The sequence below is a fragment of the Mesorhizobium sp. M0437 genome (assembly GCF_040321335.1).
Taxonomy (GTDB): Bacteria; Pseudomonadota; Alphaproteobacteria; order Rhizobiales; family Rhizobiaceae; genus Mesorhizobium.
Map to the genome: position 1 here is coordinate 186,726 of NZ_JAMYRK010000005.1, position 12,794 is coordinate 199,519.

10 protein-coding genes and 1 pseudogene are annotated in these 12,794 nt (G+C 64.2%); 6 read left to right on the forward strand and 5 right to left on the reverse strand.

Annotated elements, in window-relative coordinates; translation table 11 throughout:
- Positions 1–5: 5 nt before the first annotated feature.
- Together NKI72_RS05615 and NKI72_RS05620 are read right to left on the reverse strand one after the other, a co-directional pair.
- Positions 6–1,367: a pilus assembly protein TadG-related protein gene (locus NKI72_RS05615; RefSeq protein ID WP_352834057.1), complete on the reverse strand. Its 1,362-nt coding sequence runs from the start codon at positions 1,365–1,367 to the stop codon at positions 6–8.
- A 328-nt stretch (positions 1,368–1,695) separates the two neighbouring features.
- Positions 1,696–2,565, reverse strand: coding sequence for a transglutaminase-like domain-containing protein (locus tag NKI72_RS05620; RefSeq protein ID WP_352834059.1), 870 nt, complete (start codon positions 2,563–2,565; stop codon positions 1,696–1,698).
- Between the two features lie 178 nt (positions 2,566–2,743).
- Here NKI72_RS05620 and NKI72_RS05625 point away from each other — a divergent pair, with 178 nt between their 5' ends.
- On the forward strand, positions 2,744–3,415 hold the full coding sequence (locus NKI72_RS05625; protein WP_352834062.1) for an HAD-IA family hydrolase: 672 nt from the start codon (positions 2,744–2,746) through the stop codon (positions 3,413–3,415).
- Between the two features lie 17 nt (positions 3,416–3,432).
- Here the strand turns inward: NKI72_RS05625 and NKI72_RS05630 are convergent, their stop codons facing one another.
- Complete coding sequence (locus tag NKI72_RS05630; protein WP_352451229.1) at positions 3,433–3,645, reverse strand: DUF1674 domain-containing protein; 213 nt, start codon at positions 3,643–3,645, stop codon at positions 3,433–3,435.
- Positions 3,646–3,760: 115 nt separating this feature from the next.
- Here NKI72_RS05630 and htpX point away from each other — a divergent pair, with 115 nt between their 5' ends.
- From htpX to purH, 5 genes are all read left to right on the forward strand, one after another.
- Positions 3,761–4,777, forward strand: coding sequence for a zinc metalloprotease HtpX (gene htpX, locus NKI72_RS05635; protein ID WP_352817489.1), 1,017 nt, complete (start codon positions 3,761–3,763; stop codon positions 4,775–4,777).
- Entirely contained in the window at positions 4,774–5,100 is a 327-nt protein-coding gene (locus tag NKI72_RS05640; RefSeq protein WP_352849974.1) for a hypothetical protein, read from the forward strand. Before htpX ends, NKI72_RS05640 begins: the two co-directional genes overlap by 4 nt.
- The gene (locus NKI72_RS05645) at positions 5,097–6,443 is read left to right on the forward strand and encodes an RsmB/NOP family class I SAM-dependent RNA methyltransferase (protein WP_352817486.1); all 1,347 of its coding nucleotides are present in this window, start codon (positions 5,097–5,099) and stop codon (positions 6,441–6,443) included. Before NKI72_RS05640 ends, NKI72_RS05645 begins: the two co-directional genes overlap by 4 nt.
- A gap of 146 nt (positions 6,444–6,589) precedes the next feature.
- Complete coding sequence (locus tag NKI72_RS05650; RefSeq protein WP_352474667.1) at positions 6,590–8,338, forward strand: heparinase II/III family protein; 1,749 nt, start codon at positions 6,590–6,592, stop codon at positions 8,336–8,338.
- 84 nt (positions 8,339–8,422) lie between these two features.
- Positions 8,423–10,039 carry a bifunctional phosphoribosylaminoimidazolecarboxamide formyltransferase/IMP cyclohydrolase gene (gene purH, locus NKI72_RS05655; protein WP_352540907.1) on the forward strand — a complete coding sequence of 539 codons (1,617 nt, stop codon included), beginning with the start codon at positions 8,423–8,425 and terminating at the stop codon, positions 10,037–10,039.
- A gap of 37 nt (positions 10,040–10,076) precedes the next feature.
- Here purH and NKI72_RS05660 read toward each other — a convergent pair whose 3' ends face one another.
- On the reverse strand, positions 10,077–11,456 hold the full coding sequence (locus tag NKI72_RS05660) for an MFS transporter (RefSeq protein WP_352834066.1): 1,380 nt from the start codon (positions 11,454–11,456) through the stop codon (positions 10,077–10,079).
- A gap of 189 nt (positions 11,457–11,645) precedes the next feature.
- A pseudogene (locus NKI72_RS05665) lies at positions 11,646–12,794 on the reverse strand (NAD-glutamate dehydrogenase); the annotation flags it as partial.

Here is a 12,794-nt window from a genome sequence, read left to right on the forward strand (position 1 = left end):
GTCCCTTATTTGGTTACGGTCAACATCTCGACGTTGCGCGCTATGTCCTGGAAAGCCTGGTTGAGTTCGGTTCCATTGGCAGCTTGGTAGAAGTGCTTGATCTTGGCGGTGTCCGGGCTCGCGCAATCCTGGAGCGTCGCCTTGGCATTCGTTTCGTTTAGGTCAAACCCAATAGTGAAGATCTCGATGCCGTTGTCGCGCATGGCAGCGCAAAGTTTCTTGGCGGCCGTGCGGGTCGGCTCCTTGCCGGCGTCATTGTAGACGTCGCTCACCGTGCTCGCATCGAAGTAGGACAGGTTGAATTCGCCGTCGGTCATCAGGATCGCGATTTTGGCGACCTTTCTTGGATCCATCTTGGCCGGCCGCTGCGAAGTCCTCATGATGCCCCCCCAGTTCTCCGAGAGCATGTACCAGGTCCACTGCACGCCGATATGGCCGGCAGTGCCGCCGGAGGCGACGAAATTCTTGATGACAGTCTTGAGCGCCGTCGCATCCGCCGTCAGCGGCATCAGCGTGGCGGCCGGGCAGGCGGCGGTGCCGGTTTGCCAGGCGAAGGACGACAGCAGGTAGTCGCGGTTGACCATGCTGGCGTCGGGGCCTGCGTCCGAATATTGGTAGGTCCCCTTGCGTTCGGTGGCGCAATTGTCAGGACGGATGAGCCCCGAGACATACTGCACAGCGTCATTGGCCGGCGCCTGTTTGCGTTGGCTGGCGGTGGTTTCCACATAGACGCTGCTGGCGGCAAGTGTACCGGCATTCACCGAATTGGCATAAGGTACGATGGCAACCCGCACGCGCGGTTTGGAGGTGTCCTGACCGCCCAGAAAACTGTCGACGGCATTCGCCGCAGCCGTCCGCAGATCGATGATTTTCTGGCCTGCCATCGAGCCGGTCACATCGAGCATCATCGCGACTTCGATCTGCTTGTCCGAATAGAGAGCCGTCGTCGATGCGGGAACGCGCTGCATGCTACCCGTGCTGAAAAGCGGGAAATAATAGCTGACATTGACATGAACGTCCGCCTGAACGGTCCTGGCGGTCTGGTCGACGGTCAGTTTGTCGAGAACGATCTGATTGTCCTGCAGGATACCCGCCGTGCTGTTGGCATCGAGAAAGGCCTGCACCGATTTGCTGGCTTCGGCCTCGCTGATGACGCCGGTCGTCAGGTCGCGGGCCGTCGAGGTGACCGCAGCGTCGACGACGCCTTGCAGGCTCGATTTCACATTGTAGAGTTGGGATACATTGACGGCAAAGCCGACACTCAGCGCCAGTACTAAGCCGATTATACCAAACAGGACCGCGAAATTTCCGCTGCGATCCCCGGCAAAGCCGCCGATCGCCTGAACAAGACCCCCGAAACGCCGCATTCTTTCCGCCTCCATTCGCTACAGCCTGCAGCTGTCCGAACGCGCATTGCAGGAATCCGACCGGATCGCGCCGCCGGGCGCGGGAAAGCGAGCGGCCCCCGCTCAGGCCATTGTTTCCAAACGGTTTCGAGCGGCGACAAGGTAAACAGCGGGTAAACGAAAGCCGCGTCGGCACGGCTTTGTTCAAAAAGCGCTTACCAAGATTCGGGCTCGCAATTCGAGACGGCTGGACTGCGTCCCAATCCGGTACAGACGAGATGTATCGAACAGGATCAGTGCTGCCGCAGTGGCGGCAGGTGGAAATCCGGACTGCGAATGTGTCCGAAGATCAGGCCAGCATCCGTGCGCTGACGGTCTTGTCGACGCCGCGATAGGGCGGCTTGAACAGATTGCCTTCCTGCTCGTGGGTCCAGACCTTGAACAGGCTGAGCCGATGCGGGCCGAAACTGTGCAGCAGCGGCACGTCGGTGGCGTCGCGGCCGCGGGCTATGACGACGCGGCCGATCCTCGGCACATTGTGGCGAGGATCGAAGGTGTACCATCTGCCGTCGAGGAACACTTCCACCCAGGCCGAGAAATCCATCGGCGCCGGATCGGCGGGCACGCCGATATCGCCGAGATAGCCGTTCACGTAGCGGGCCGGGATGTTCATGCAGCGGCAGAGCGTGATCGCCAGATGGGCAAAGTCGCGGCAGACGCCGACGCGCTCCTCATGCGCCTGCGCCGCCGTGCGGGTCGAGCGCGCATAGCCGTAGCCGAAGGACAGGCGGTTGTGGACATAGTCGACGATCGCCTGCACCCGCGCCCAGCCCGGCGGAAGCTGGCCGAAAAGTTGCCAGGCCAGGTCGCCGAGATGGTCGGTCTCGCAGTAACGGCTGCCGAGCAGATAGCCGAGCACCCCGTCCGGCAATTCGGCAACCGGGACTTCCCCGGCCAGCGTGCTGACTTCGTCCATCTCGCCGCTGTCCTCGACCACCGCGTCATAAAGGATGCGAAAGCTTCCGGCCGGAGCCGTGAAGCGGCGGCAGCTATTGCCGAAAAGATCGTGGTAGACCCTGGTCGGAACCGACGGCGACGTCAGCACGCGCGTCTGCCGCTTGATGTCGGCCTGGCGATCCCGATGGATCTCGAGCAGCGAAACAATCGGCGTGGCTGCAGCGCATTCAATGGCAATTTCATAGCCGAGCCTGATCAGCATCGCCGTCCCCCTACGATCGTCATGGAAGATAGTGGTGGTCAACGCAGGAGAGTGTGCGGCGGTTCCTTGCAAACGTCGAAAACGACGCCTCGCGGCTTCCCATACGGACGCGGCAACGTTACGGTCGATCGACACGCGTCTTTTGACATAATCCCTCCAAGATGACCCGGGAAAGCCGATGTTCGCAGGCAGAAAATTCGCGGCCTTACTGTTCGATATGGACGGCACGATTCTCAATTCGATCGCCGCGGCGGAAAGGGTCTGGGCAGCGTGGGCGCATCGGCAAGGTCTTGACGTCGCCGCATTCCTGCCGACCATCCACGGCGTGCGGGCGATCGAGACCATCGGCCGGCTGGCGCTCCCAGGCGTCGATCCTGCCCGCGAAGCCGAATCGCTTTTGCAGGCCGAGGCGGCCGATGTCGAGGGCATTCGCCCGATTGCCGGCGCCGCGGCCTTCTTGGCGTCGCTGCCGCCTGGAAGCTGGGCGATCGCCACTTCGGCACCGCGCGAACTTGCCTTGCTGCGCCTGCAGGCCGCCGGCATTCCGGCTCCCGCCGTGATCGTCGCGGCGGAGGACGTGGCTCGCGGCAAGCCGGCGCCCGACTGCTTCCGGCTGGCGGCCGCACGGCTCGGCGTCGATGTGCGCGACTGCCTCGTCTTCGAGGACGCGCCGGCCGGCATAGCGGCAGCCGAAGCCGCGGGCGCTGCAATCGTGGTGATCAGCGCCACGCACCGGCATCCGTTGCAGACGCCGCATGCCGCCATCACCGGCTATGGCGTGATCGGCATCGCCGTCGATGACAACGGCTGGATTGCCATCGAAGCGGAACGGACCGCACAGCCTGCTTAACTAGCATCCTGCTTGCGCTAAAAGTCGCTGGTCAGGCCCTTGACCTCCCAGTCGCCATAGCGGCCAGGCTCCTTGCCGCCGCGCCCGCCGATCTCCCTCGGCAGCGTGGCTTCCTGCTCGCGATATTTCTCCCGCCGGGCCTCGGCCTCGACCAAGGCGCGCCTGGCTGCCGGGGTCAGCGGCTTTTGCGGCGAGCCGTTAGCATGCGTTTGGCTGGTTTTGTCGATCATGCGATCTTCCGCTAGATTGAAACAGGCCCGATTGAAACGGGAACGGCTGTTTCCCATCATATAGCGATGCGCCCACAAGGATCGACCCCTTTGTTGGGCCCAAATGGAGCAGACGATGAACACCCTTCGCACCGCCATGCTTTTGGCCGCAATGACGGCCCTGTTCATGGGCGTCGGCTATCTGGTCGGCGGATCCGGCGGCATGATGATCGCCTTGCTGATTGCCGCCGGCACCAATTTGTTCAGCTATTGGAACGCCGACAAGATGGTGCTGTCGATGCACCGTGCGATCGAAGTCGACGAACGCAACGCGCCTGAATATTACGCCATCGTGCAGGGTCTCGCCCAACGTGCCGGCCTGCCGATGCCGAGAACCTATCTCATCGACAATCCGCAGCCCAATGCCTTCGCCACCGGCCGCAATCCGCAAAATGCCGCTGTCGCCGCCAGCACCGGCCTGCTCGAGCGGCTATCGCATGAAGAAGTCGCGGCGGTGATGGCGCACGAGCTCGCCCATGTGCAGCACCGCGACACGCTGACCATGACGATCGTCGCCACCTTTGCCGGCGCAATTTCGATGCTCGGCAATTTCGCCTTCTTTTTCGGCGGCAACCGCGACAACAACAATTCCTTCGGCATCGTCGGCGTGCTGGTGGCAATGATCGTCGCGCCTTTGGCCGCCATGATCGTGCAGATGGCGGTGAGCCGCACCCGCGAATATGAGGCCGACCGGCGCGGTGCCGAAATCTGTGGACACCCGCTGTGGCTCGCCTCGGCCCTTGACAAGATCGCGCGGGGCGCCGAACGCATCCGCAACCCGGATGCCGAGCGCAATCCGGCAACCGCCCATCTCTTCATCATCAATCCTCTTTCCGGCGAGCGCATGGACAGTTTGTTTTCCACTCACCCGAGCACAGAAAACCGCATCGCCGCGTTGCAGAGGATGGCGAGCGAAATGGCCGGCGCACCCGAAGCGGCCGCGACGTCAAGGCCGGCGCCGGAAGCGACCGGGCAGCAGCCGTCTGGTTCGTGGGACAGGGCCGCGCGGCCCGAGAGGCCGCCTGAGCCGGCCAAGCCGAGACCCAATCCCTGGGGACGCAATCCGACCGGCCCCAAAGGTCCGTGGTCGTGACGAGCGCGACAGACAAAAAATGCGGGATCTCGCTGGCGGAAATGCGCGATCTTTGTGCAAGGCACTGGAACCCTATCGGCATACCGATGGCGAGCATAGCAACATCAAGTGACCTGGGCTTTCGCCCACTTCCTGAAGATGAATATGACACCTATCTCCGCCACATCGTCCGACTTGTCGGGGATGGTGCATCTCCAAAGCAAGTCGCGGACTATGTCGGCACGGTTGAGAAAGACTACATTCAGGTGATCTCACCCCTAGGAAGTAAAGAAGATTTTGTCAGCGCCATATTTAAACTAGTCAACCGATCGCCGACACAATGAGGCCAACTCACAGTGAGGCTTCAGAAGCTCGCGGTCTCGCCGCGCGCAAGGCAGCCGCGCGGCTGCTTGCCGCTGTCATCGACGCGAGGACGCCGCTCGACGGGCTGACCGACCATGAGAACGGCCATCCACAATACAAGGCGCTCGACCTGCGCGACCGCGCTTTGGTGCGCGCCATTCTGGTCACCGCCCTGCGCTACCGCATGACCATATCAGGCCTTTTGGCCCGTCGCCTGGAAAAGCCGCTACCGCCCAACGCCACGGCGCTTTCGCACATTTTGCATGTGGCGGCAGCGCAGATCCTGTTCCTCGATGTTCCCGACCGCGCCGCCGTCGACCTCGCCGTGACACACGCCAAGTCCGATCCGCGCACGGCGCGCTTTTCCGGCCTCGTCAACGGCGTGCTGCGCACGCTGGCGCGGGCCAAGCAGGACGAGCTCGCCGCAGCACTTGCCGCTACCGACGAGGCGCCAAAATGGTTTTCCGACCGTTTGAAAACAGTCTACGGCCTCGACAAGGCCAGGCAGATACTGCTCGCCCATCGCCATGAGGCACCGGTCGATTTCTCGGTCAAGTCGGACCCGGCGCTGTGGGCCGAACGGCTCGGCGGCTTTGTCCTGCCGACCGGCACGGTGCGGGTGGAAAAGCTCAGCGCTTCCGTGACCGAACTGCCCGGCTTTGGGGAAGGCGCCTGGTGGGTTCAGGATGCAGCGGCCAGCCTGCCGGCCCGGCTGTTCGGCGACATCAATGGTTTGCGAATCGCCGACCTCTGTGCCGCGCCGGGCGGCAAGACCGCCCAGCTGATCCTCGCCGACGCCCACGTCACCGCGCTCGACATGTCCAAAACGCGGCTGGCACGGCTGACGCAGAACCTCGAACGGCTCGGTCTGGCCGCCGAGATCGTCCAGGCCGATCTGCTCAAATACGAGCCGAAGGACCTCTTCGATGCGGTCCTCCTCGACGCACCTTGCTCTTCGACCGGCACGGTGCGGCGGCATCCCGACGTCCCCTGGACGAAGACGGCGGCCGACGTCGAAAAACTGGCCAACCTGCAACGCCGGCTGCTTGCCCGCGCCGTCACCCTGGTCAAGCCTGGTGGACGCATCGTCTTTTCCAACTGTTCGCTCGATCCACTGGAAGGCGAAGAGCTCTATCGCGACTTTCTCGCCGGCAATGCGGAGATTGTCGACGACCCGCTTCGGCCGGGTGAGATCGCCGGCATCGACCCGTTTCTGACGCCGCAAGGCACGTTGCGCACCACGCCTGCCGATCTGGAGCTAGGCTCGCCGGGCCGCTCCGGGCTGGACGGCTTCTTCGCCGCCCGCATGCGCAGAGCCGGCTAAGGGCCGATCTTGAAGCGCCGTCCGGCTTCTTGGGGCGAGGAGGCATGGAAAACAGGCTGAACGGCCCCACTGCCGCGGAATTCGCCTTCGCACAAGTTCTTGAATCATATAAACTTGTGCCTGGGTGAGGACGATCAGGAGGGGTTTTGGCAATCGCTGCCGGTAACACGACGCGTCTGTGGACGCTTGTCGCGAGGGAGTTCTGGCGCAAGACGCGCCGGCGCTTGCGCGCCGGGCCACTCTATCGCTGGCGCTACTCAGGCCGCACGCCGGAGCGCGTCCTGATCGCCCCACCGGACCTGCGGCTCGCCGATCCTCAGATCGCGCTCGAGATCTATTACGGCCGCTATCCGCTTTCGGGGCATCTGGTCGAGACCGGCGGCAAATCGCCCTTCCAGATCGACGTGCCCAATCCCGGCTGGCAAAAAACGCTGCATGGCTTTCGCTGGCTGCGGCATATGCGTGCCGCCGGCACCGAGCTAGCCGCCGCCAACGCGCGGGCGTTGGTTTCCGACTGGATTGCAATCCATGGCAGCCATATTTCCGGCGTCGCCTGGGAGCCCGGCACGACGGCCAAGCGTGTCATTGCCTGGCTGCAGCATTCCTCGATCGTGTTGCAGGGTGCCGAATTTCCGTTCTACCGCGCGTTCTTGAAATCGCTCGCCGTCCAGATCCGCTATCTGCGCGCCATGGTGCGCGAGATGCCGGACGGCAAGGACCGGCTGCGCGCCCGCATTGCGCTGGCCTTTGCCGCTTTGTCGCTGCCGGCGCCGGCCTCGGCGCTACGCGGTGCTACCCGCAATCTCGCCGAGGAGCTCGACCGCCAGATCCTGCCTGACGGCGGCCATATCTCGCGCAATCCGATGGCCGTGCTTGAAATCCTCGCCGACCTTCTGCCGTTGCGCCAGACATACGCCAATCAGGCCGAGACACCGCCGGCCGCCCTGATCGGCGCCATCGACCGGATGCTGCCGGCATTGCGCTTCTTTCGCCATCAGGACGGCAGCCTTGCCCGCTTCAACGGCATGGGCGCCACCATTCACGACCGTATCGCCAGCATCCTGCATCACGACGACACCGCCGGCGCACCGTTGCTGCACGCGCCGCATTCGGGTTATGAGCGCCTGTCGATGGGCGGTGTCACTGTGATCGCCGATACCGGCCCGCCGCCCCCTGTCGACGTATCCAATGCCGCTCACGCCGGATGCCTCGCCTTCGAATTGTCGTCGGGCCGCCAGCACTATATCGTCAACGCCGGAATAGACACTTATGGCGCCGCCGAGTTCCGGCCGCTTGCCCGCGCCACCGCCGCCCACTCGACCGCCACCATCAACGACACGTCGTCGGCGCGCTTCAATCACTCCTTGCGCGTCAACGACCTGCTCGGCACGCCTTTGATCGGCGGGCCGCAGCATGTGCCTTGCAAGCGCACCGACCAGAAGGGCAGCCAGGGCTTCATCGCCCGCCATGACGGCTATGCAGCGCGCTTCGGCTTCCTGCATGAGCGCGAGCTGAAATTATCGACCGAAGGCAATGTGTTTGCCGGCAGGGACCGTTTCCTGCGCCCGGGCGGCGCTTCTATCCGCAACAATGGCCGTGACTTCGTCACGGTGCGTTTCCATGTCCATCCCGATATTAGCCTGCTCCAGGATGAGCATGACCGTCTGGTGCTGGCCGCCGACCATGCCGACACCTGGGTGTTTACCTCTACCGAAGTGGTGCCCGAGGTCGAGGAATCGATCTATTTCGCAGGGCTTGGCGGCCCGCGCCGCAGCCGCCAGATCGTGCTTGCGTTCAAGGCCTCGGAAACTTCGGAGGTCCACTGGCAATTGACGCGCACCATCATCGCCGGCCGTCCGGAAAAAGCTGAAGCCGGTGGCAACGGCAGACACTGATCAAGTCTTGCGGCTTGATTTCCGGGCCTCATATGCTACGGCCCGCGGACGCTCTCCAACCAGAACTGGAAAGGCCGCCAGCCCATGGCCGTCGCCGCCAAGAACATTCCCGCGCCCGACCTTGTACCCATCCGTCGCGCGCTCCTTTCCGTCTTTGATAAGACCGGCCTGATCGATTTCGCCAGGGCGCTGGCTTCGGCCGGCGTCGAGCTAGTCTCGACCGGCGGCACCGCAAGGGCGCTTGCCGAGGCAGGCATGGCGGTGCGCGACGTGTCCGAGCTCACCGGCTTTCCCGAGATCATGGACGGCCGCGTCAAGACGCTGCACCCGTCGGTGCATGGCGCACTGCTTGGCGTGCGCGACGATCCCGAGCACGCCGCAGCGATGCGCGACCACGGCATCGAGCCGATCGATCTCGTCGTCTCCAATCTCTATCCGTTCGAAGAGGTGCGTCGCTCCGGCGCCGACTACGCGGCGATCGTCGAGAACATCGACATCGGCGGCCCGGCGATGATCCGTGCCTCGGCCAAGAACCACGCCTATGTCGGCATCGTCACCGATCCCGATGACTATGCCTCGGTGCTCAACGCGCTGGAGATGAATTTCGGGTCGTTGTCGCTGGATTTCCGCAAGAAGCTGGCAGCCAAGGCCTTTGCCCGCACCGCCACCTACGATGCGGCGATCTCGGGATGGTTCGCCGAGGCGCTTGAGATCGAGCATCCGACATGGCGCGCCTTCGGCGGCAAGCTGCAGTCGGTGATGCGCTATGGCGAAAACCCGCATCAGGGCGCCGGCTTCTATGTCAACGGCGACAGGCGGCCGGGCGTTGCCACGGCGCGCCAGCTTCAGGGCAAGCAGCTTTCCTACAACAACATCAACGACACCGACGCTGCCTTCGAGCTGGTCGGCGAGTTCGACCCGTCGCGCTCCGCAGCAATTGCCATCATCAAGCACGCCAACCCGTGCGGCGTCGCTGAGGACGCTTCGCTGCAGGCGGCCTATGCCAAGGCGCTGGCCTGCGATCCGGTCTCGGCCTTCGGCGGCATCGTCGCCATGAACCGCATCCTCGATGCCGGAACCGCCGAAGAGATCGTCAAGACCTTTACCGAGGTGATCATCGCACCGGAGGCGTCCGAAGAAGCAGTCCGCATCATTGCCGCCAAGAAGAACCTACGCCTGCTGGTCACCGGCGGCCTGCCCGACCCGCGCGCGGCGGGCCTTGGCTTGAAATCGGTTGCTGGCGGTTTGCTGGTCCAGGGCCGCGACAACGCGGTGGTGGATGACCTCGAGCTGAAAGTGGTGACCAGACGCGCTCCGACGCCGGCCGAATTGGCCGATCTGAAATTCGCTTTTCGTGTGGCAAAGCACGTCAAGTCGAACGCCATCGTCTATGCCAGGGATGGCGCTACAGTCGGCATCGGCGCTGGCCAGATGAGCCGGGTCGATTCCTCGCGCATCGCGGCGCGCAAGGCGCTCGACGCCGCCGAGGCTGCCGGCCTGACGGAGCCCTTGACCGGGGGCTCGGTCGTCGCCTCGGATGCCTTTTTCCCGTTCGCGGATGGGCTTTTGTCGGCAATCGAAGCCGGCGCCACAGCCGTCATCCAGCCCGGCGGCTCGATGCGCGACGACGATGTCATCGCCGCCGCCGACGCTCACGGCATTGCCATGGTCTTCACCGGAGTGAGGCATTTCCGGCATTGAACGCGTTACCCCCGCTGTGGGAGAAGGCAAGAGCAGCTCACTCCGCCGGCCGATCCGCCGGATAGGGCGTGCCGATCAGGATCGCCATGCCGGCGCCAAGGAACAGCACGATCGCCGCCATGCCGAGCCGCGCCGAGCCGCTGGCCAGGGTGATCGTGGCCACCATGAAGGGTGCGGCAAAACTGGTTGCCCGGCCGGCCAGCGCATAGATGCCGAAATAGCGGCCCGATTCGGCAGCGGAGACGCTGCGCGCCATGTAGGAGCGCGACGATGCCTGCACCGGCCCGAAAGCAAGCCCGATCAGCAGGCCGTAGAAAATGTAGGCTTTTTCCGCCGCCGTGCCGAACAATCCGCCGCCGTCCAGTCCGGGCATCATCATCCAGGCGCCGAACAGCGTATAGCCCGGGCCGGTCGAGACGATGCCGAGCGTAGCGATGCTTAGCATGACCAGCGAAATCATCACTATGGTCTTGGAACCCAGTGCTGTGTCGAGGCGTGCGGCAACCAGGCAGCCGACGATGGCAACGACGTTGAGGATGATGCCGAACAGGCCGATCTCGGTAATCGACCAATGGAACATTGCCGCCGCAAACGTTCCGCCCAGCGCCAGCAGTGCATTGACGCCGTCCTGATAGATCATGCGGGCGACGAGAAAGCGAAAAATGCCGCTGCGCTTGCGCACTTCGGCCAGCGTCGACTTCAGTTCCGACAGGCCTTCGCGCACCGCCGGCCCGATTGGAATGCCTTTGATCGCATCAGGCGTGAAGAAGAACATCGGCAGGATGAACAGGAAATACCAGGCCGCCGACAACAGTCCGGTGGCGCGCGCGTCCTCGCCGAGCCTGGGGTCGAGGCCGAAGATCGGGTCGAGCCCAACGACGGTCTTGCCGGTTTCAGGCGAGCCGGCCATGACGGTAACGACGAAGATCAGTGCGATCATGCCGCCGAGATAGCCGAGTCCCCAGGCCATGTTCGAGATCCTGCCGATGTCGCTCTTCGGCACCAGGCGGGGCATCATCGAATCGTTGAACACAGTCGAGAATTCCGCCGCGACCGACGCCAGCGAGAACAACGCCACGACCAGAAAAAGATTAGAGCCGGGCGCGGCGAACCACAGCAGGGTGAGGCAGGTGATTTTAACCGCGGCGAAGAAGGCTATCCACGGTTTGCGTGGTCCAGTCTGATCGGCGATCGAGCCGAGGACCGGCGACAAAACGGCAATGACGACGCCGGCGGCGGCAATGCCGTAGCCCCAGGCCGCTTGCCCGGTCTCTGGATTGCTGGCCATGCGCGAGACGAAATAAGGACCGAAGATGAAGGTGGTAACGACCGTGAAAAACGGCTGTGCCGCCCAGTCGAACAGCATCCATCCCCAGATGCCGCGTCCCGATGCCCGCTGCACTGCCATCTCAGCCATGTCCCCTCCGCTGGAGCTTGCTCCATGCCGATCGAATCGGAATGATGCTCCGTCTTGTTGTTGAGCACGATCTTGTCCAAAAGCCGATCGTCACTTTTTGGGATCATGCTCCGGCGCCCCCCAACGCAGGGCGCCGTTCGCTCAATAGCGCAGTTCTTCCCGGCAATCCCGCGCGATGTGGAAGACGTCTCACAGCCCTGTCAGATCGCTCATCAGGCCGGACGCCACCGACAGCCGCGACACGGTGATGTCGCCGCCCTCGGTCAGAGCCTGCAGCCGCTCGCGGATGCGTCCGACCCGTTCGCCGCCCGCCTCCAACCATGCTGTCACCGGATCCGCCGCCTCGGCATGACTGGTGAGTGCCGCCACCGCGATGCCGCGCCTGGCCGCGCCGATTGTGTCGGTGGCGCGCGAAAGCGCCAGTTGATCGTAATAATCCGAGGGCGTGATCGACCGCGCCGCATCTTCGACGCGCGGTATGCGGAAGACATCGCTGACTGCAAAAAACGCCTTGGCGGCAGCGACGATGCCGGCAGTTGCCGTCCGCGCCGTCAGCGCAATGTCGGGGATGAGTTCCGCCACATCGGTCAACGCCAGTTGCTCGGCCAGGCTCTCGGGCGCGCCGCCCTTCGACAGGCTGTGCCGCCGCTCCTCGATCCGCTCGCGCGAGAAGGCCGGCAACAGCGCAACGAGCTTCGGCTCCAGCGCCTTGCGCGCATCCTGCAACTCGGTGATCCGCTGCCCGAGCGGTGCGGTGCCGGCATCGTTCTTCAGGTACCAGCCGCTGGTCACATCGATCAGCCGGCTGACCGCCTGATAGAGGTCGAGCTGGATCTGTCCGTCGATCAGGTTGTCGAGCGCGTCGATCTGGCGATAGAGCGCCGGCAGCGCAAAGCCATCCCGCACCACGGCTAAGGTGCGCACGACATCGGCGGCACTGCGCCCGGTCGCTTCCTGCAGCCTGTTGACGAAGGACGGGCCGCCGCGATTGACCAGGTCATTGGCGACGGCACGGGCGATGATCTCGCGGCGCAGGCGATGGCCGTGGATTTCCGCCGCATATTTCTTTGCCATGCGGTCGGGAAAATAACCCATCAGGTCGCGGTCGAAATGCGGATCGTCCGGCACGTCGCTGGCGACGATATCGGAAAACAGCACGATCTTGGCATAGGCAAGCAGCACGCCGAGCTCGGCCCGGGTGAGCGGCTCGCCCCGCGCGGGGCGCCCGGGCACAGCCCCCCGCGGCGGGCGCCGGGCCCCCGCCCGGGCGGGCCCCCCCCCCGCCCCGCCCCCCCCCCCGCCGCGCCGCGGGTGGGGCAAGTCGGGACGGCCCCGCGG